This window comes from Paracoccus sp. (in: a-proteobacteria), assembly GCF_047605025.1.
GTDB lineage: Bacteria > Pseudomonadota > Alphaproteobacteria > Rhodobacterales > Rhodobacteraceae > Paracoccus.
Map to the genome: position 1 here is coordinate 130,434 of NZ_JASGGO010000001.1, position 20,266 is coordinate 150,699.

At 67.2% G+C, this 20,266-nt stretch carries 15 protein-coding genes; 7 read left to right on the top strand and 8 right to left on the bottom strand.

Annotated elements, in window-relative coordinates; genetic code table 11:
• Positions 1-55 precede the first annotated feature (55 nt).
• From QM682_RS00600 to QM682_RS00610, 3 genes are all read right to left on the bottom strand, one after another.
• Positions 56-4,597: a translocation/assembly module TamB domain-containing protein gene (locus QM682_RS00600; protein WP_415126029.1), complete on the bottom strand. Its 4,542-nt coding sequence runs from the start codon at positions 4,595-4,597 to the stop codon at positions 56-58.
• Positions 4,597-6,519, bottom strand: coding sequence for an autotransporter assembly complex protein TamA (locus QM682_RS00605; RefSeq protein ID WP_415126031.1), 1,923 nt, complete (start codon positions 6,517-6,519; stop codon positions 4,597-4,599). Before QM682_RS00605 ends, QM682_RS00600 begins: the two co-directional genes overlap by 1 nt.
• Positions 6,520-6,609: 90 nt before the next feature.
• Positions 6,610-7,533: a glucokinase gene (locus QM682_RS00610; protein ID WP_415126033.1), complete on the bottom strand. Its 924-nt coding sequence runs from the start codon at positions 7,531-7,533 to the stop codon at positions 6,610-6,612.
• 171 nt (positions 7,534-7,704) lie between these two features.
• Between QM682_RS00610 and ahcY the strand changes: the two genes are divergently transcribed.
• Together ahcY and QM682_RS00620 are read left to right on the top strand one after the other, a co-directional pair.
• Positions 7,705-9,096, top strand: a complete 1,392-nt coding sequence (ahcY, locus tag QM682_RS00615; protein ID WP_415126525.1) for an adenosylhomocysteinase — start codon at positions 7,705-7,707, stop codon at positions 9,094-9,096.
• Between the two features lie 65 nt (positions 9,097-9,161).
• Positions 9,162-9,503, top strand: coding sequence for a DUF2853 family protein (locus QM682_RS00620; protein WP_415126035.1), 342 nt, complete (start codon positions 9,162-9,164; stop codon positions 9,501-9,503).
• Positions 9,504-10,057: 554 nt separating this feature from the next.
• On the opposite strand, the gene QM682_RS00625 is transcribed toward QM682_RS00620, so the two are convergent.
• Positions 10,058-10,684, bottom strand: coding sequence for an enoyl-CoA hydratase/isomerase family protein (locus QM682_RS00625; RefSeq protein WP_415126037.1), 627 nt, complete (start codon positions 10,682-10,684; stop codon positions 10,058-10,060).
• An 88-nt stretch (positions 10,685-10,772) separates the two neighbouring features.
• Here QM682_RS00625 and QM682_RS00630 point away from each other — a divergent pair, with 88 nt between their 5' ends.
• From QM682_RS00630 to QM682_RS00645, 4 genes are all read left to right on the top strand, one after another.
• The gene (locus tag QM682_RS00630) at positions 10,773-12,413 is read left to right on the top strand and encodes a DUF2125 domain-containing protein (protein ID WP_415126040.1); all 1,641 of its coding nucleotides are present in this window, start codon (positions 10,773-10,775) and stop codon (positions 12,411-12,413) included.
• A 99-nt stretch (positions 12,414-12,512) separates the two neighbouring features.
• The gene (locus tag QM682_RS00635) at positions 12,513-13,865 is read left to right on the top strand and encodes a TldD/PmbA family protein (RefSeq protein WP_415126044.1); all 1,353 of its coding nucleotides are present in this window, start codon (positions 12,513-12,515) and stop codon (positions 13,863-13,865) included.
• Entirely contained in the window at positions 13,852-14,655 is an 804-nt protein-coding gene (locus QM682_RS00640; RefSeq protein WP_415126046.1) for an inositol monophosphatase family protein, read from the top strand. The genes QM682_RS00635 and QM682_RS00640 overlap by 14 nt, the downstream gene beginning before the upstream one ends.
• A 52-nt stretch (positions 14,656-14,707) precedes the next feature.
• On the top strand, positions 14,708-15,253 hold the full coding sequence (locus QM682_RS00645) for a flavin reductase family protein (protein WP_415126048.1): 546 nt from the start codon (positions 14,708-14,710) through the stop codon (positions 15,251-15,253).
• On the opposite strand, the gene QM682_RS00650 is transcribed toward QM682_RS00645, so the two are convergent.
• From QM682_RS00650 to QM682_RS00665, 4 genes are read right to left on the bottom strand one after another with little or no spacing between them, the layout of a single operon-like run.
• Entirely contained in the window at positions 15,250-15,900 is a 651-nt protein-coding gene (locus tag QM682_RS00650; RefSeq protein WP_415126050.1) for a membrane integrity-associated transporter subunit PqiC, read from the bottom strand. The genes QM682_RS00645 and QM682_RS00650 overlap by 4 nt on opposite strands.
• 1 nt (position 15,901) lies before the next feature.
• Positions 15,902-17,962 (bottom strand): intermembrane transport protein PqiB, encoded by a 2,061-nt coding sequence (locus QM682_RS00655; RefSeq protein ID WP_415126052.1) that lies wholly within the window; start codon positions 17,960-17,962, stop codon positions 15,902-15,904.
• A gap of 9 nt (positions 17,963-17,971) precedes the next feature.
• Complete coding sequence (locus tag QM682_RS00660; protein ID WP_415126054.1) at positions 17,972-18,625, bottom strand: paraquat-inducible protein A; 654 nt, start codon at positions 18,623-18,625, stop codon at positions 17,972-17,974.
• Positions 18,622-19,299 (bottom strand): paraquat-inducible protein A, encoded by a 678-nt coding sequence (locus QM682_RS00665; protein ID WP_415126056.1) that lies wholly within the window; start codon positions 19,297-19,299, stop codon positions 18,622-18,624. Before QM682_RS00665 ends, QM682_RS00660 begins: the two co-directional genes overlap by 4 nt.
• A 126-nt stretch (positions 19,300-19,425) precedes the next feature.
• Here QM682_RS00665 and QM682_RS00670 point away from each other — a divergent pair, with 126 nt between their 5' ends.
• Positions 19,426-20,217 (top strand): flagellar motor protein MotB, encoded by a 792-nt coding sequence (locus tag QM682_RS00670; protein ID WP_415126058.1) that lies wholly within the window; start codon positions 19,426-19,428, stop codon positions 20,215-20,217.
• The last annotated feature ends 49 nt before the right edge of the window (positions 20,218-20,266 follow it).

Genomic DNA, 20,266 nt, shown 5'->3' on the forward strand with positions numbered 1-20,266 from the left:
AAGCATACCCCAGGGTCGCAGCGATGCGCCTGGCGCATCGCTGGATTGCGCGGCGTCAATAGTCGCGCTCATAGAACAGTCCCAGCGAACTGTCCCCCTCGCTGTCGACCGAGCCGCGTGCGGTCAGGGCCTTGGACACATCAAGGTTCAGGTTCAGTTCGGTCTTGCCGGCATTGTCGACCTGGACATCCGTATAGACGTTCTCGGACAGGTATTTCCCCGCCCGGACCGAGACATTGCCCTGATCGTCCGTGGTCAGGTCCAGATCGTCAAGGCCGGTCGAGGCGCGCAGCCGCCCGATGATCCCGTCGCCGCCGTGCCCGGCCAGCGTCGCCACCGCGTTTGCCAGCTGGGCGGCCTGAAGCGCCGAGATATTGTCCAGCCCGCGCCCGAACAGAAGCTGGGACAGCACTTCCTCTTCGGGCATTTCGGGCGAGGATTCGAAGGTGATGTCCGGGTCGCGGGCCTCGCCGTCGATGATGATGCGGGTGGTGGTGCTGTCCTGTTCGGTCTGGGCGACCAGCCGTATCACCGGGATCAGGCTGCCCTGCAACTCGACCAGCCCCTCGGTCAGATCGAAGCGTTTGCCCAGCAGATCGACCCGGCCCCGGATCAGTTCGAAATTCCCGACCGGAATCGGCTGGCGTGCGGTGCCTGTCAGGCGGATCTCGCCGCCGAATTCGGCATCGACGCCGCGCCCGCGCAGATAGACCTCATCGGGGGCCGAGATGGTCAGGTCAAAGCGGGGCGGGTTGTCTCCGGGAGTCGCCGGGGGCGAGGTCATGCCGGCGGCGGTTGCATCGGCGCTAGGGAATTCCAGAAGTCCGGCCTTGGCCCGCGTCTGCCGCTGCGGCGGGCGCTCGGAAAGGTGCTTGATGTCTGGGATGGCCTTGGCACCCCCCAGGCCGGTCGAGGGGATGCGTAGTTCCGTATGGCCCAGATTGATCCGGCCCGCGACCAGCGGCCCGCCGATCTGGGGGCCGGTTACGGTGATCGTCCCGTTGGCGCGCGTCTCGTAAAGGTTCGGATCGCGCAGCACCACGTCGATCAGGCGCACGGTCAGGTCCAGCGGCCGGTTTCCGGTCAGGGTGATGGGGCCGTTCACGGTGACGCGGCCGCCATTCTCGACCGTGCCGTCGATGTTCACGCCAAGGTGGGGACCGTCGAATTCGACAGTGGCGTCCAGCGCGCCGATGGCCAGGCCAAAGCGCGGCTCGGCCAGACGGCCGCGCGACAGGTTCAGCCTGCCGCTCAGCGCGTCCAGCCCCGGCGCGCCGTTCATGCGCAGGTCGAAGCTTAGCGGTCCCTCGATCGAGCGGGTGCGCAGGAAGGGGTTGGCGGCGGCGGCGTTCGAACTGCCCTCGACCCGCAGGTCCATCCGCTCCATTCCCGTCGCGACATTGCCGGTGATCCGCGCCTGGGTATCGCCGGGCGCGGTGGCGGTCAGGTTCATGTCATAGACCTGGCCGGTATTGTGGATGCGTCCCCGCACCTGCGCCGGACCCGAGAAGCCCGGCACCAGCGCCGCCAGATCGTTCAGCCGCGCGTCCAGGTTCAGCCCCTCGGTCGGGCTGCCGTCGCCCGAGATGCGGAAGTTGCCGTTTCCGGCCTGCAAGCGGCTGACCGTCAGGCTGCCATCGGCGCGCTGGGTCGCGGCCAGATCCACGGCGGTATCGCCCGCCAGGATCGCGTCGGCCTTGGGGTTGCCGATGGCCAGGCCGCGGGCATTGCCCTTGGCGGTGATGCCGCGCCCGCCGCCCGGCTGGTCGGCGACCTGCGCATCGGCTTGCAGCGCGCCGCGAAAGCCCCGGCCCAGAAAGCGCAGGTCGTCGGCGCGCAGGGTGGCGCGAAGATCGGTCGCACCCTGGCCCAGCTTGCCCTGCGCATCCAGGTTCAGGCGCGGATTCTCGATCCGCGCGGTCTGGATGGTGAAGACGCCCTCTCGTTCCAGCCCCTGCACGGCCAGCCGGGTGGCCCCGGCCAGCGCGCCGTCGATCTGGGCCTGGCCGAAATTCAGATCCTGGCCGGTGCCGGTCACGTCCAGCACCCGCGCGCCCGAGCCGTCGTCCTTGAAGCTGCCCCGCGCGTCCAGCGCACCGCGCCAGCCCCGGCCGAAGCTGGCCAGCGAGGCGATCCGCACCTGCCCGGCCATGTCCGTGGCCGTGCCGATCCGGCCCTGCGCGGTCGCCTGCATCTGCTGGTTGTCCAGGTTGAAGCTTTCGATGGTGAACTCGCCCGCCTCTTCGTGCGCCAGCAGCTTCAGGTTCGTGATCCCGGTCAGCGCGCCGTCCACGTCCTGCTGGCCCAGCCGCAGATCGGTCCCGCGCCCGGTCAGTTCCAACCGCCGGGTGGCGCCGCGCTTGCTGGCCGCGCCTTGCAGGGTGACGCCGCCCGACATGCCCCGGCCCAGGACCGAAAGGTCCGGCATCGAGACCGAGAGCCGCCCGTCCAGCGCCTCGATCGAGAAGGTCCCCGCCCCCTCGGCATCCAGTTGCGGGTTCTTCAGGTCAAAGGTCTGCAATTCATAGGTGCCGTTCTTTTCCAGCAACGAGATGATCAGGTCGGTCCGGCCCTTGAAGGCGCCGTCGATCTCGGGGCGGTCCAGCACCAGGTTGTCGGCCTGGCCGTTCAGCGATAGTTGCCGCGCGCCCTTGGGTCCGGTCAGCTTGGCCTCGGTCTGGACCGCGCCGGAATAGCGCGGATCGGCGACGGACAGGTCGGGCATGGAAATCTGGGCGGTCAGGTCGCTGCTGGCGGTGCTGATGAAGCCCTGCGCCTGCGCCGTCAGATTCCGGGCATTGACCTGAAGCCTGCGCACCTGGATGCCGCGGGTGTCGCGCCGCGCGCCAAGGTCGATGGTCGAGGCGCCCGCCAGCATGCGGTCTGCATGCGCTTCGCCCACGCGGATGTCGGTGCCCTTGATCTGGGTGTCCAGATCGAAGCCCTTGCTCAGCAGGGTATAGCTGCCCTTGATCGCGGCCTCGGCGCTGCCGCCAAGCTCGCGTCCCGCCAGGGCCGAGAAATTGGCCAGGTGGCGGTGCTGGGCGTTCACGTCTCCGGTCAGGGTGATGCCGCTGCTAAGGCCCGAGACGGCCATCTCGCCCTGCACGCCATAGCCGTCGCCATTGATGTTCATGCCCCAGAACTTCAGCGCGTTGCCGGGGGTGAAGGCGAAGTTCAGGCCGCCGTTCAGGATCTGGCCCAGGGCCTTGGCCTGGCCGGGATCGGCGGGCTTCAGGTCGTCCATGCCGAAGGCGACCCAGCCGCGCACCTCTTGCAGCGCCTGATCCGGGGTCAGCACCACGCGTCCGCGCCCGTCCAGCCGCAGCTCGGACATGCTGAGCCGGGGGTGTTCGATGTCGCCGACCCGGCCCGTCAGTTCCCAGCCCGAGCCCTGGCTGATGTCATAGACCAGCCGCAGGCTGCCCGAGGTCACCGTCAGCGGCTGATCGCCGAAGGGCAGCGCCACGGGAAGCTGCGTCGCGCCCGCGTCCGAGCCCAGAAGCAGCGTCAGGTTCGCGCTTTCCGGCGCCCCCTTGGCGGTGGTCGCGACCGAGCCGGAAAGGTCCAGGCCGCCGGTCACGACCTTCAGTTCCGGCACCAGCAGCCTGCCGTCGGCGCCGCGCCAGCCATCGGCGCGGATATAGGACTTGCCCGCGAAGAATTGCTGGTTGCGCGGCGAGGTCAGGCTGGAGATGTCGCCGTCCAGGGCCGCGCGGAAGGCGGTGCCCTGCGCGCCGTCCCGTGCCTCGGCCTTGACCGAGACGGTGCCGGTCACGCGCGGCTCGTCATCGGTGGCAAGCTTGATATTCGCCGTGTAATCCGAAAGCGGCCCGGTGCCGTTGATCTGCGCCTGGATCGCGGGGCGGCCGTTCATCTTGACGATATTGGTGAACAGCCCGTTCCGATCCTCGTCCAGCGTCAGGTTCAGCGCCAGCACGCGGGTCTCGTTGGAAAAGCTCGTGTCAAGCTGGAAGGCGCCGCGCGGCCCGTCGACCCGGTTGATGACCAGCTTGGTCGCGCCCTCGCCGTTGGCGAGGTTCATCGCGCCCTCGACGGCCAGCACCGCCTCCTGGCCCAGCACGGGCTGGCCCAGTTCGACCCGGCCGACCGAGATCTTGTCGATATTGACCGAGACCGGCAGTTGCGGCAGCGAGAATTCCCGCGCCTCGGGCTGGGGCAGGGCGGGATCGCCGCCGCCTCCGGGAAGGCGGGGCAGGACGACCTTTTCGGCCGAAAGCTCGTCGATCTGGACGCGGCGGGACAGAAGCGCGCTGCGGCTCCAGCTCATGGCGCCGTTCTCAAGGGTGATCCAGACGCCCTGATCGTCGGCGATGGTCATCCGGGTGAAGGTCGCGCGCGAGGATAGCGCGCCCTGAAAGCCGTCGATGGTGACCTGCCGGCCCGCGCCGGACAGCTTTTCCTGCAAGAGCCGGGTGATGAAACCCTTGTCGTCGGGGGCCTCGCGGGCGATGTCGACGATGCTTGCCTCTTGCGCCTGGGCCGGGTCGGGGGTCGCGACAGGAGCCAGGATGGGCAGCATCGCCGCAAGCCAGGCGGCGGCCAGAAGTCGGGTGATCAGCTTTTGCGGTATCATCAGAATGCCTGCCCCAGTCCGATATAGACCTGAATACCGGAATCGTCGTCATCGCCCCCGCCCACCGGCGCGGCGATGTCGAAGCGCAAGGGGCCGATCGGCGTCGCGTAGCGGATGCCCGCGCCCGCGCCGGCCTGCCAGCCGTTGCCACCCGAAAAGGCGCTGTCCTCCCAGACGCGGCCGGCATCGGCGAAAAGCGCCAGGCCGATCTTTTCGCGGACCTGGATGCGGGTCTCGGCGGTCAGGGTGACGATGGACATGCCGCCGGTCTTGACGGTCCCGTCCGACCCCTCGATCACCTCGACGCCCAGGGATTGATAGGAGTGCCCGCGCACCGTGCCGCCGCCGCCGGACCAGAAAAGATAGTCGCGGGGCGTCTTTTCGATTTCGGCCCCCAGGACGGTGCCCATCCGGGCGCGGCCCGCCAGCGTGAAGCGGTCGTCAGTGCCGAAACTGTAATAGCCGCGCCCTTCGGCGATGGCCTGGGCGCCGTTGTCGGTCTCGTCCTGCAAGCCCAGGAAGGGGGTCAGGCTGCCGTAAATCCAGTAGCCGTGCTTGGCGTCGGTCTGGTTGTCGCGCTTGTCCCAGGTGACCGAGGCGGGCAGGGCGAGCAGCCGGAAATTGGTGCGCCCGGAATCGTCATCGACCCTTAGCGCGCGGTATTGCAGCCCGATATCGGCGGTAAGCTGGTCGTTGGGGATATAGGTGAAGCCGATCCCGACGGTGCCGGATTTCAGGTCGTAATCCTCTTCCTGCTCGCTTTCCGCCTCGGCCAGGACATAGCCCGTGGTGTCGGCGTTCAGCGTGGCCGGGCGGTCGATGCGCGCACTCAGGTTATAGTCGCGCCCGGTATCGCCCCCGATATCCGAGACACCCGCATCCAGCCGCAGCCTTTCGCCTCCGCGAAGCAGGTTGCGGTTGATCCAGTAGCCGGAAAGGGAAAGCCCCTCGCTGGTCGAATATTCGACGCCCGCCCCCAGGCGGCGCAGCTTCTGTTCGGCGACCAGCAGGTCCACGTCCAGGGTGTTGTCGGGGTTGAGGTAATCCGCCTCGGTCAGCGTGATCGCCGAAAACACGCCCGAGCGGCGCAACCGCTTGCGCACATCCTCCAGCTTCTCGGGATCGAAGGTCTGGCCGGTGGGAAAGCCCGCGATCTTGTGCAGCCGCCGCGGGTCCATGCGTTTTTCGCCGCGAATGGTCAATTCGCCGAAGCGGACCGAGGGGCCGGGGCGGATGGCGATGCGGCTGTCGATGGTGTTGGCGGCGTGATCGGCCACGATCTGGGTGCCGGCGACATCGGCCTTGGCGTGGCCGACATGGCGCCAGCCGTCAACGGCCGAGGTGGCGGCGGTCTTCATGTCGCCGGTGCGCGCGATCTCGCCCTTGCGGTAGTCCTTGGGCAGGTCGGTTCCCGGCGCGACCGGCGCCACCTCGGCGCGGCTGTAGCGGAAGCGCGGTCCCGGATCGACGGTGACCGTGACGTTCTTGATCAGTTTCGGCGCGTCCAGCGGTGCGATGCTGGCCGCCTCGACCCCGTCCAGGGTGATGTTGATGAGGACGGTGTAATAGCCCTCGTCGTAAAGCACGCCCAGGATACGGGCGTAATCGCTGCGCGCCGCGGCCAGAAGATCCTGCCCGGTCACGCGCCCCTCGTCCTGTGCGCTGACCAGAAGCGAGGTGTCGCGGATGGGCGACAGCAGATCGTCCTGATCCCGCGAGATGTGGAAATCCAGGTTGATGGGCGAGGTCTCGTTGCCCTTGCGCCCGCCGAACAGCCCCGAGAAAGGCGACGAGGCCGAAGAACCCGATCCCGACCCGCCCGAACCGGAGGAACCCGACCCAGAGGATTGCGCCAGCACCATGCCCGTCCCGGTTCCCAGCATGATCGCGACGGCGGTGCCCGCCTTCAAGAGTCGTTTCATCTTGGCCGCCCTGCTCTTGGCTTGTTTTGCCCAGTCTTGCAGGCATCCGCCCTGAAATCCAGCACTTGCCGGGAAAAGCCCGGCGGTTGGTCAGCCGATGGCGGCCAGACAGCCATGCAAGGCGGCCATGTCGTCGCGGATCACGCCGACCGGAACGGATTGCGGGATCTGTCCCATCAGCGGGTCCGAGTGATAGGCCGCCCGAAAGATTTCAAGGCGCTGGGTCACGCTGCGCGCCACGCTTCCGGCCAGGAACATGCCATCCTTGGGCATGAATCGCAGCGCCAGTTCGCGGCAGATCAGGCCAAAGAGGCGTGCATAGAGGTCACAGCTTGCCACCGCCTCGGGCTCGCCTGCCTCGGCGGCCTGGACCACGGTTTCGGCGCGTGCGGGGGGGGTGCCGGTCCGCAGCGCATGCAGGTTGGCAAGGCCGCGCCCGGCGAAAAGCTCCTCGACCGAATCAAGCTGGGCGGCCTTCTCGCCCAGGATCTGGGCCAGGGGCGCGGCGATCGAGACCGGCAGGCGGGTATGGCCTTCCTCGGCTTCCAGGCAGGCGATGCCGCCGCCCGGCAGCACCTTGACCGCGCAGACATTGAAGCCGGTCCCGGCATTGACCACCAGGCGCTGGCCGTTGCTGCCCTCGGGCAGGGGCTGGCCCAGGACGAAGCCCGCCGCATCCCCGCTAAGCGCCGGGGTGGCATAGCCAAGCGCGATCAGGTCGTTGATCAGCCGTGCCCGCCCCGCGCCGGTCAGCGCCAGAAGCCGGTCCTCGCTGAAATCCCAGTCGCGGTTCGTCAGCCGCGCCCGCCCCTGCGAGACGGGACCGGCGACCGCGACGCAGACCGCCTCGATCTTCGGCGTGCCCTCGCGTTCTAGAAACAGCCTGATCACCTCGTCGAAGCTTGCGTGATCGTCCCCTCGGAACCGGGTGATGCTGCCGGTATAGATCCCATCGGTCCTGGCCAAGGCCAGCCGTGCGTTGGTGCCCCCGACATCCGCCAGCAAGATTGCCACGCTTTGCCCCTCCTCATCTGGTGCAGCCCTCATGTCGCGCGGCAGGTTATGATACCGCTCGCAATCGCGCCAGCCGTGAATCTTACAGGAACGCCCTGGCCGGGGGTGCCGCGATTTGCGCCCCGGCCCGGCAAGTGCTAAGCCCCGGCCAAAATCAGACATGCCGAGGCCATCATGGACCATATCATCAAGGACATCGCGCTGGCCGATTACGGCCGCAAGGAACTGGACATCGCCGAGACCGAGATGCCCGGCCTGATGGCGCTGCGCGCCGAATATGGCGAAGCGAAGCCCCTGAAGGGCGCGCGCATCGCGGGATCGCTGCACATGACCGTGCAGACCGCCGCCCTGATCGAGACGCTGACGGCGCTGGGGGCCGAGGTCCGCTGGGCCTCGTGCAACATCTTCTCGACCCAGGACCATGCGGCGGCGGCGATCGCCAAGGCCGGCATCCCGGTCTTTGCCATCAAGGGCGAGACGCTGCCGGAATACTGGTCCTATACGGACCGCATCTTCCAGTTCGCGGAAGGCACCGCGAACATGATCCTGGACGATGGCGGCGACGCGACCATGTATGTCCTTCTGGGCGCGCGCGTCGAGGCGGGCGAAACCGACCTGATTGGGGTGCCCACCAGCGAAGAGGAAGAGGCGCTTTTCGCCCAGATCCGCATGCGACTGGCGGCCTCGCCCGGCTGGTTCACGGCGCAGCGTGACGCGATCAAGGGCGTGTCCGAGGAAACCACCACGGGCGTCCATCGCCTTTACGATCTGCACAAGAAGGGGCTGCTGCCCTTTCCGGCGATCAACGTGAACGACAGCGTCACCAAGTCGAAATTCGACAACAAATACGGCTGCAAGGAATCGCTGGTGGACGGCATCCGCCGCGCCACCGACGTGATGATGGCAGGCAAGGTCGCGGTGGTCTGCGGCTATGGCGACGTGGGCAAGGGCTCGGCCGCGTCGCTGCGCGGTGCCGGCGCGCGGGTGAAGGTGACCGAGGTGGACCCGATCTGCGCCCTGCAAGCGGCCATGGACGGGTTCGAGGTGGTGCTGCTGGAAGATGTGGTGGACAGCGCCGACATCTTCGTCACCACCACCGGCAACAAGGACGTGATCCGCATCGAGCATATGCGTGCGATGAAGGACATGGCCATCGTCGGCAATATCGGCCATTTCGACAACGAGATCCAGGTCGCCGCCCTGCGCAACCACAAATGGACCAATGTCAAGGAGCAGGTCGACCTGATCGAGATGCCCTCGGGCAGCCGCATCATCCTTCTGTCCGAAGGGCGGCTGCTGAATCTGGGCAATGCCACCGGCCATCCCAGTTTCGTCATGTCGGCCAGCTTCACCAACCAGGTGCTGGCCCAGATCGAGCTTTGGGTTCGCGGCGGCGAATACCGGCCTGGCGTCTATATCCTGCCCAAGCACCTGGACGAAAAGGTCGCGCGCCTTCACCTGGATCGGATCGGCGTCAAGCTGAGCAAGCTTTCCCCCGAACAGGCCGCCTATATCGGCGTGACCCCGGAAGGCCCGTTCAAGGCCGAGCATTACCGCTATTGACGGTTTTTGTTGCCATTTGACTCCAGCAGGTTAGGCTCCTCCCATCAATCAACGGGGGGAGTCCCATGAGCAAACGCGACGACCTGATTGCGAAATACGCGGCCGACCTGAAGGACAAGCTGGGCATCACGCCCGACATGGACCTGCTGACCAAGGTGGTGATCGGCTGCGGGCCGTCGATCTACAATGACGATGCCGAAACCGTGGCCAGCTCGGACAAGTCCGAGCTGGAGCGGGTCAAGCAGAACTACCTGATCAAGAAGCTGGGCCTGGCGGACGGTCCCGAACTGATGCAGGCGATCGAGGCCACGGTGCAGAAATACGGCAGCGCCAACCGCAACAAATATCGCGCGGTGTTTTACTACCTGCTTTGCACCCATTTCGGCAAGGAAGCCATCTACGCCTAAGCCCATGCCTCATTGATCAAAGCCAGAGGTTTCCGTCAGCGGCGATGCGGATGGCACCCCTTGAGCCTGGCGAAGGAGGTCTCGATCTCGTGGCACTGGCGCCGAACGCCTCGTGCAATGGGGCGCTGCCTTGGCCGCGAGCATGGGGCTTGCATTCTGCGATCATCCATCCGGCCTTGCGGGAGCGCCTTGCCGAGGCCACGCCTCATGGCACCGGCGCATCACCCCGAGAGGGCGTGTTCCCTTTCCTTTGGCGCCGGTCAGGAAAAGTGCATGCACACGAGATCGCCCGGCACAACCACGAGGCGCGCAGCAAGGGACAAGGTGCCCGTGGGCGCCGCTATGCCCGGATATTCTAGGACGGCCTGGCGGCATGGATCGTCTGCAAGCCGACCGCCGCGCAGACTATCCCACCCGTCTGGTCCACACGCCGGCATTCGTCCACGGAACGGCTCCTCCTTCTCTTTCTTGCCCAAATATCCCGGGGGGGCGCCTGACCCACCCCATCTAGGGGTGGGTCAGGCGCGGGGGCGGAGCCCCCATCCCCGCCGCCGTCAAGGCCCTGCGGGGATCATCGCCTTGATCGCCGCCGCGTGGCCATCCTTGCCTGCCCGCGCATCTGCGCAAAGCGCGATGGCCTCGGGGATCAGTGCCTCGGGCGTGGCCAGCCGGTCCACCAGGCCCCAGGCCAGCGCCTCCTCGGCGCCGATCTTCTGGCCGGCAAGCAGGATCACCCTGGCCCGCGACGGCCCGGCCAGCGCCGCCAGCCGCGCCGGATCGCTGGGCTGGGGCAGATAGCCCAGCCGCATCACGGGATAAAAGAACCGCGCCTCGGGCACGGCGATGCGCAGATCGCAGGCCAGCACCATGCCCATGGCGCCTCCGGCCACGGTGCCGTTCAGCGCCGCGACGGTCAGGCAGGGCATCCCGGAGACGGCGCCCGAAAGCCGTTCCCACAGCGGCGATGTCGCAAGCCCGGCCCGCGCGGCCTCAAGATCGGCCCCGGCGGAAAAGACCTTGCCTGCCCCGGTCAGGATCACCGCGCGCAGGTCCGGTCGCCCGCGCAGATCCAGGAAGGCCGCCTCAAGCTCCGCCAGCATCCCGGCGGTCAGCGAATTGGCCTTTTCGACGCGCGAGATCGTGATCCGGCCCAGGCCGTCCTCGAAATCGATCAAGATCATGCTATCACTCCTTGGACCTGCATTTCGGCTGTGGCAAAAGCCGGACAAATACTCTTTTAAAAGGCATTCGCCCTGGAAAGGTAATGAGATGTCCCTTCGACTGACAAGCTCCGCTCTGGCGCTGGCGGTGATGACCGCGCCCGCCTTTGCCGATGTCGCCCCCGAAGAGGTGTGGCAATCCTGGGTCGATTACTACCAGTCGCTAGGCTATACCGTGACCGAGGGCGGGCGCGACAAGGCAGGCGGCACGCTGACGCTCAACGACATCACCATCACCGGCTGGGCCGATTCCAGCAAGGTCGTGACCAAGGTGCCCCAGGTCCGGCTGAGCGATGCGGGCGACGGCAAGGTGAGATCGGTCTTCGCCGAGCGGATGACCATGGACATCTCGGGCACGGACGAGGATGGCGCGGAATTCTCGGTGCCCGTGGTGGTGGACATGCCGGGAAACAGCATGCTGACCAGCGGCGCGCCCCAGGACATGACGCATGACTTCGACTATCCGGTCATTGACGTGACGCTTAGCACGATCAGGACGAACGGGCAGGACCGGGCTATTCCGATAACTTTCAAGTTGGAGAACTCGGCCGGGCAGTTCCACGGCGCGCCCAGCAAATACGACTATCGGATGACCTCGGCGAAGCTGGCCTTCCAGGGCGAGGTCACCGACGAGAACGCGGACAAGGTGCGTTTCCAGGGCGATATGGCCGGGCTGGAAAGCCAAGGCACGATGATCGGGCCGGCCAGGGCCTCGAACCTCGATACCGATCTGGCTCGGGCTATGGAATCGGGCCATGACATCGAGGGCGCATTGCTGGCCCGTGCGCTGGAATCGGGCTTGGCCATCGAGGGCGCATTGAAGCTGGGCAGTCTGGCCGCGACCTTCGATTTCTCGGGCAAGGACGAGGATGGCCAGCCGACCAGCGGCGCAGGCAAATACGACGGCAAGGGCCTGGATGCCGGCTTCAGTATGTCGCGCGACGGGCTGGGCTATCGGGTCGGCTCGGATGCTGTCGCCTTCGAGATGACTTCACCGCAGCTTCCGATGCCGATCCGCTACGGCATCCAGAGCGCCAGCATGGACCTGCAACTGCCGATCAGCCGTAACGAGACGCCCCAGCCTTTCAAGCTGGCCTATTCGCTGGCCGGGCTGACCCTGGGCGACGAGATGTGGGCGATGTTCGACCCCGAGGCCAGGTTGCCGCGCGATCCGGCCTCGCTGGATCTGGACCTGACCGGGCTGATGAAGGTGACCGTGAATCTGCTCGATCCTCGTTCCCCAGCCTCGGATGACGAGCCGCCGGCGGACGCGACGGACGACGCCACCGCCGAGGGCATGGATCCCGACGCGCCGGCCGACGATGCCGAGGCCATGGCCGATGCCGAGGAGGCGATCTCCCCTCCCATGGCGCCGGTCGAGGTGACGATCAACCAGATCGCGCTGGATGCCCTGGGGGCAAAGGTCAGCGCGACGGGCAGTCTGAAGGCCCCCGAGGGCGGCGACATCAACACGCCCCTGGGCCAGGTTCATGCCGAATATGAAGGCGTGAACGGGCTGCTGGACAAGCTGGGCGCGATGGGCCTGATCCCGCAGGACCAGATGATGGGCGTGCGGATGATGCTGGCGATGTTCGCCAAGCCGGTCGATGGCAACCCCGACAAGCTGACGACAGATCTGGACTTCCGCGACGGCGGCCAGATCTTTGCCAATGGCCAGCAGATCAAATAGGGCCGGGGCATCGCGAAAGGGGTCTGCCGTCCGGCTGGCCCCGTTATTCTTTTATGGCCCGCTTTTTCCATGGGGCCGGATTTCTTCAAGGGGAATGCCATGACCGACGACGCCCGCCTGCGATCCCTGGGCGAAGAACTGCTGCGGGCGGCGCGCCACGCCGGGGCCGATCAGGCGGATGCGGTCGCGGTGCGGGCGGCCTCGGTTTCGGTCGATGTGCGGGCGGGCAAGCTGGAGCATGCCGAGCGTGCCGAGGGGATCGAGATCGGGCTGCGGGTGATCCTGGGCGGTCGGCAGGCTTGCGTCTCGGCCTCGGATCATTCGGCCCGCACCATCGAGGAAATGGCCGTTCGTGCCGTCGCCATGGCACGCGAGGCGCCGGTCGACGACACGCTGGGCCTGGCCGAGCCCGAGGAACTGACCCGCGCGACCGACAGCGCCGCGCTGGACCTGATGGACCCTTCGCCCGAGCCGACCCCCGAGGCGCTGCAAGAGGCCGCCTTGCGCGCCGAGGCGGCGGCCCTGGCGGTGCAGGGCGTTTCGACGGTCGAATCGGCCTCGGCGGCGCATGTGGCGCGGCGGATGTGGCTTGCGGCCTCGAACGGCTTTTCGGCGGGCTACGGCCGCAGCGGGCACAGCCTTTCGGCGGTGGCTATCACCGGGCAGGGTGCCGGGATGGAGCGCGACTGGGCCGGAGAGACGCGCATCCACCTGTCGGACATGCCCGCGCCGGAATGGATCGGCGAGCTTGCGGGCCGGCGCACGGTCGAGCGGCGCGGCGCCAGGAAGCCGCCCACCGGCGCCTTCCCCATCCTTTACGACGAGCGCGTGGCCGCCGGGCTGATCGGTCATCTGGTCGGCGCGGTGAACGGAGCCAGTATCGCGCGCGGCTCAAGCTGGCTGCGCGACGCTTTGGGCGAGGCGGTGCTGCCGCCGGGCTTCGATCTGTGGGAACTGCCGCATCTGCCGCGCATGAACGGTTCGCGCTTTTTCGATGCCGAGGGGCTGGCGACCTCTGATCGGGCCATCATCCGCGACGGGGTGTTGCAGGGCTGGACACTGGACCTGGCGACGGGGCGCAAGCTTGGGATGCGCTCGACCGCCAGCGCCATGCGCGGGGTGGGCGGCCCGCCCGCACCCGGCGTTTCGAACCTGGTGCTAAGCCAGGGGACGGCCAGCCGGTGGGACCTGATCCGCGACATGGGGCGGGGGCTTCTGGTCACGTCGATGCTGGGTGCCTCGATCAACGGCACGACCGGGGATTATTCGCGGGGCGCGGCGGGCTTCTGGATCGAGAACGGAGAGATCGCCCATCCGGTCAACGAATGCACCATCGCCGGTAATCTGCGCGGGATGCTGATGCGGATGACCGCCGCCGATGACGCCCAGGACTGGCGCGGCATGAAGGTGCCGAGCCTGCTGGTCGAGGGGATGACGGTTGCCGGCGCCTGACCTGGCATTGCTGGAACAGGCCGCTGTCGAAGCGGGAGAGATCGCGCTGCGCTATTGGCGCCAGGATCCGCGATCCTGGGACAAGGGCGGGGGCGCCGGTCCGGTCAGCGAGGCCGATCTGGCCGTGAACCGGCATCTGGAAAGCCTTCTGCGCGGCGCGAGGCCGGATTATGGCTGGCTTAGCGAGGAATCGCCCGATAGCCCCGAGCGCCTGGATGCCAGCCATTGCTTCATCGTCGATCCGATCGACGGCACCCGCGCCTTTCTGGACGGGCAGGCGGGGTTCTCGCATTCGCTGGCCGTCGCGACCGGGGACCGGATCACCGCCGCCGTGGTGCATCTGCCTGCAAGCCGCCTGACCTATTGCGCCCATGCGGATGGCCCGGCGCTGTTGAACGGCGCGCCCATCGCCGGGCGGGAACATGCCCTGGAAGGCGCGCAGGTGCTGGCCGGCAAGCCCAGCCTCGATCCGGCTTTCTGGCGCGGCGGTCCGCCGCCGTTCCGGCGCGAGTTCCGCTCGTCCCTGGCCTGGCGGCTTTGCCTGGTGGCCGAGGGGCGCTTCAACGCGGCGCTTTCCACCCGCGCGGCCTGGGAATGGGACATCGCGGCGGGCAGCCTGATCGCCGCGCGCGCGGGCTGCCTGGCCACGGAACTCTCGGGCCGGGCCTTGGGCTTCAATTCTCCGCGCGCCCTGGCCGATGGCCTGCTGGTCGCGCCGCCCCTGCTGCATGTGGAATTGCGGGCGGCGCTGAATCCGTTGCAGTCCACGGGCTTTCCCGGTCGAACTTGATGCTGCGGCTGCACGCGGCTATGGTTGCGCTGGAACAGATGACAGGGCCAGCATGCGCCGCATTCCCCCCGCGACCCGCGACCGGCTCGCCGATGAGATGACCTTTCACCCCGCCAATGCCGAGGGGCGCGTCCTGCGCGAGGCTTTGGGGCGTTTCGCCACAGGCGTCGCCGTGGTCACGACGCAGGGGCCGGGCGGTCCCATGGGGATGACCGCGAACAGCTTCACCAGCGTCTCGCTTGAGCCGCCGCTGGTGCTGTGGTGTCCGGCCAAGACTTCGGCCCGCCACGGGGTGTTCAGCGCGGCGCCGCATTGGGCGGTGCATGTCCTTGGCGCCGAGCAGGTCGATACCTGCCTGCGCTTCAGCCGGGGGGGCGCGCAATTCGACGGGCTGACGCATCTTTACTCGGAGGAAGGCACGCCGCTTATTCCGGGCGTCGCCGCGCGCTTCGACTGCCAGACCCATGCGGCGCATGACGCGGGCGATCATACGGTGATGATCGGGCGCGTGCTGCGCGTGACCGTGGCCGGACCGGGCGATCATCCTTTGGTCTTCGCCGCCGGGCGCTTCGGCGAGTTCATGCCCTCGGAAAGCTAGCTGCCCTCAAGCGGCGGCAGGGGCTGGGAAAACAGGTCGTCCATGCGCGGCACGGCGGGGGCGGTGGTGCGGATCGCGCTGCCCGGTCCGCCCAGAACGGCGATCTGGCGCGCCAGTTGCGCGATGGCCAGTGACTGCGCCCGCGCCACCTCGGCGGGTGCGGTATCCTGTATCGGGATCGAGATGTCGAAGCTGCGCGCCTGGTTCGTCCCGCCCGTGCCGCCATCGCCGACGAAATAGCGCCCGCTGAGGCGGTAGCTGCCATTCGCCTGCGCCAGCGCCTTTTCCACCCGCACCTCCAGCGTGCGGCGGGGCGGCTCGGACAGGGGCCATGGCTCGGCGATCACGGTGGCGCCCGACATGTCCGAGATCGTCCGCGCCAGTGTCAGGGTGAAGGCGCGCTGCGGATTGTCGGCCCAAAGCTCCTTGGTGTTCGAGCGCACGGCGCCGTCGGGGCTTTGCCAGCTGACCTCTCCGGCCGAGGCGTAATCGGGCAGGGACACGTCCTTCAACTCGGCCGTGCCCAGCCGGTTCGGCAGCCGCTCGCCCGAGACGGGCGGGTCGATCAGGTAGCGCGCGGTTTTTTCGCCGTTCGAGCAGCCGGCGAGCAGCGCCAGAAGGACCGTGGAAATCAGGATCTGACGCATCTTACCGTCCCAGGATGAAGGCTTGCGGATTGCGCTGGATGGTCTGGGCCAGACTGCCGAAGGCATTGGCGGCCCGACGCAACTCACGCATCAGGTTGATGGTTTCGTTGTTGAAGGCCGAGCGGTCGCCATAGGCGGCGATGACCCCGTCCGCGCGCGCGGCCAAGGCTTCCAGCCGCGCGGAAAGCTGCGGCAGGCGCTGCACCGAGGTCGAGAAACTGTCCGCCGCCGTCCTGGCCGAGGCCAGCGCCGCGTTCAGGCTGCCCGCCGCATTGCCGTCGCGCAGGTCGTTCAGAAGCCCGGATGCGGCTTCCAGCGTATCCGAGAGGTTTTTAGGCAGTTTCCCGGCATCCTCGGTTCCCAGAAGCGCGCGGACATCCTTGAGGATGCCTTCGGCTTCGGTCGAGATGGCGGCGAAATCCACCGCGCCGATCCTGGCGGCGGTCTGGTCGATCTGCTCGACCATCGAGGGCACGTCGGCTGCGGCCAGACGCACGGCCTCGGCTGCGGCCGCGGCCTCGTCGACCATCTTGCCGATCTGACCCGCAGCGCCCGACTGGCGCAGTTCGGCCGCGATCTGGCGGATCTCGCCGGCGGCGGCCTGGGCATCGTCCAGCGTGCCGCGCAGGGTGCCCGGAATGGCGCGCGTATCCTCGTTGCTGGCGATGGCCGTCACCGAATTCATCATGTCGGTAAAGGACTTGATCGCCTCTTCGATGGGCAGGTTGCCGACGCGGGCCAGAAAGCCCTGAGCCGAGTCGGTGAAATCCGAGACCCGCCCCGGCACCGAGGGGATGACCGGATAGGGTTGGGCGTCGCGGTCCAGTTCGGCCGCCTGCGCATCGGGCTGTTCGACCAGTTCGACCTGAAGCGAGGTGCCGAAGAATCCCGCGCTGGCGATGCGCGCGCGCAGGCCGTGCCGGACCTGCTCGGCGACGAAATCCAGTGCCTGCTCGGCGCTTGGATCGCCGCTCATGCCCAGCCGGTCGGGCGAAATCGCCAGGGTCAACTGCTGTTCGATCCGGTCGCCGGCCTTGGCCTGGACCACGCGCGAGGCGAGGCTTGTCACCCGGCCCACGGTCAAGCCCATGAACCGCACATCCGCGCCGGTCTCAAGCCCCTTGACCGATTCGTCCACCAGCATGGTCAGGCGGATGGCGTTGCGCTCATCGGTAAAGACATTCGCCTCGGCCGTGGCCTGGTCGCGTTGCAGCTTGAACACATGGCCGTTATCGACCGGCGCCCCGCCCGAGGTCAGCGTCGCGAACTCGGCCCCGCCTTGCAGAAGCGAGGCCAGCGAGTTCACGTTCAGCGAAAGCCCCTGCGTCCCAAGCGAGACCGAGAAGCCGGATGTGTCCCAGAAGGCCGTGTTCGTCGTCAGCAGCTTGTCATAGGGCGCGGCGATGAAAACATCCGTCAGCACGCCCTCGGAACCGTCGTCCAGGCGGACATTCTGCATCTGCCCGACCTGCACGCCGCGAAACAGCACCGGCGCGCCCTCGGTCATGCCGCGCGAGCGTTCGGCGGAAAGCACGATCAGCGTCCCATGCTCTCCGAAGCGGTTCAGGGGCGGGCGGTCCTGGCCCTGGAACTCGGTCTGTTCCTGATCGACCTTGTCATCCCAATACCCCTCGATGAACGAGCCGGTCAGCACCGTGTCCAGCCGCGAGATGCCCTGCGCCGTGACCTGCGGGCGCACGATCCAGAACTGCGAATCCTTGTCGATATAGGGCGCGATGTCCTTGTCCACGCGGATCTCGACCTTGACCTGTTGCAGGTCGTTCGTGAAGCGCACGGCCTCGACCTTGCCCACGGTGATCTCGCGGAATTTCAGCACCGTCTCGCCGGGGGTGATGCCGGTGGCGTCCTTGAATACGACCGAAATCAGCGTGCCCCGGCTGGCCAGCGCGTTCCAACCGACGCCCAGCGTCACGATCAGCGCGATGATCGGCACCAGCCAGACCAGCGACATCCCGGCCCGCGCGGTGCGGGCGGCGGGTTTGCGCTGGGGTTCGGCAGGTTTCAGGGCGCGGTCCCTGGCCTCGGGCGGTGTGTCGGTCATGTCTTCCGTTCAGTCCTTGCGGTTTCGCAGAGGCAATCCCCGCCAGATCAACCTTGGGTCGAAGCTTTGCGCGGAAAGCATGGTGAACGCAACGGACAACGCGAAACACACCGCCGCCGGTCCTGGATGGATCGAGGCGACGAAGCCCAGTTGCACCAGAGCCGACAGGATCGCCACGATGAACACGTCGATCATCGACCAGCGGCCGATGAACTCCACGACCTCGTATAGCACCAGCCGCTTATGCGCGGCCCTGACGGTGGCCGGCCGTCCCGCCACCAGCGCCAGCCAGGAAATGGCGATGAACTTGCCGACCGGCACCACGATCGAGGCGATGAAGACCACCGCCGCCACGCCCCAGTTGCCGTAATGGATCAGTTCCAGCACGCCGCCGAAGATGGTCGATTCGGTGTTTCCGGCCAGCCCCGCGAAGGTCGATGTCTTGAGCATCGGAAACAGGTTCGCCGGCACATAGAAGATCAGTCCCGCCAGCATCCAGGCCCATACCGCGGCAAGCGACCGGCGGTCCGGTGGCGCCAGGTCCGAGCGGCAGCGCGCGCAGACGGTCTCGGTCTGGGGCCAGACCCTGCCGCAAGAGCGGCAGCCGATCAGCCCGGCGCGGTGCGCGGTCAGGATCGGGGCTTCGTGGCTGGGCTGGTTCATCCGCCGCTTTCCACCATTTCGCGCCCGTCCGTGGTCACGCCCGCATCCTCGATCGCGTCCCAGATCGTGGTGGCGCTGGTAAAGGCGTTGCTGGCCGCATTGACCAGGATCAGCCCGCAAAAAGCCCAGAAGGCGGGGCCGAAGCTGACCGCGGCAAGGCCGGCCACCTTCACCAGCGCGATGGCCGTGCCGATGACGAAGATCTCGGCCATGGACCAGGGACGCAACTTCTCGGAGTAGCGAAAGGCGGTCACGGCCCGCGCATAGGGCGCCCGCCCGCGCGACAGCGGCAACAGCGTATAGACCAGCAGCAGCGCGCGCAGCACCGGCAGGCCCACGATCATGCCCAGAAGCGCAAGGGTCAGCGGCATCAGCGCGCCCTCGGAAAAGGCCATGGCGACCCCGAAAAGCGAGGTTTCATTGGCAAACCCCATGCGCGAGATTTCCAGGAAGGGAAAGAAGACCGCGCTCACCATCAAGACCAGCGAGGTGAAGGACAGCGCGATGATGCGGGTGAAGGCGCCCGCGCGCGGGCTGGCCAGAACCCCGTTGCAGCGCATGCAACGCGCGGTTTCCCCCGGCTCAAGCTCTTGCTCAAGATGCAGGGCATCGCAGCGCGGGCAGGCGATCAGCCCCGCGCCCGAGGTCAGATCATATGATCCCTGGCTTTGCATCCCCTTCAGAATAGGGCTTTGGCCCGGCCTTTCAAGGTCGGGGAAATACGCGGCATTTGATCTGTTAACGTGATATTAGCTGTCTTTGGCCTAAAGCTGGGAACGACCGAAGCGAAAGGGCGACTCATGGCGGCCAAGGGGGGCGGTGCCCCGATCATCATCAAGAAGGTGCAGGGCGGCGGCGAAGCGGGCCATCACGGCGGTGCCTGGAAGGTGGCCTATGCCGATTTCGTGACCGCGATGATGGCCTTTTTCCTGCTGATGTGGCTGTTGAACGCGACCACGGAAAAGCAGCGCAAGGGCTTGGCCGAATATTTCAACCCGACCATCCTGCAATCCACGACCGGGGGCGCCAGCGGTCCTTTCGGCGGCCAGACCCAGGACGCGGCGACCAATTCCGGCAGCGGCATGGGCGCCTCGCGCGATACGCGGGGCGGCGACGGGCGCGACGCCGCCTTTCAGGAGATGGCCCGCCACATCCAGAACCAGTTGACCGGCAGCGGCGCGGAATCGCTGCAAAAGCGCAATCTGCTGCGCCATGTCGTGACCCGGATGACCGATGAAGGACTGGTGATCGAACTGACGGACCTGACCGACGAGCCGCTTTTCTCCGAGGATACGGCGCAGCCCACCCCGATCCTGCAAGAGCTTTCCGCGATCCTGGCGGGGGTGCTGGGCCGGGTGAAGAACCAGCTTGCCATCGGTGGTCATGTCCGCAGCTATCCCGAGCTTTTGATCCATTCCCCGGTCTGGGCTTTGTCCGATGCCCGTGCGCACGCCCTGCGCAACCTGCTTGAGGGTGCGCGGCTGGACGGGCGCCGTGTGCAGCGCGTGACCGGCTTTGCCGACCGCCGCAACCGCTCGATCAATCCCATGGATCCCAGCAACAACCGGATCGAGGTCATTTTACTGCGCTAGCGCGGTTCCCGCCCGATTTTCAACCCCGAAGCCATTCACAGACAGGAAG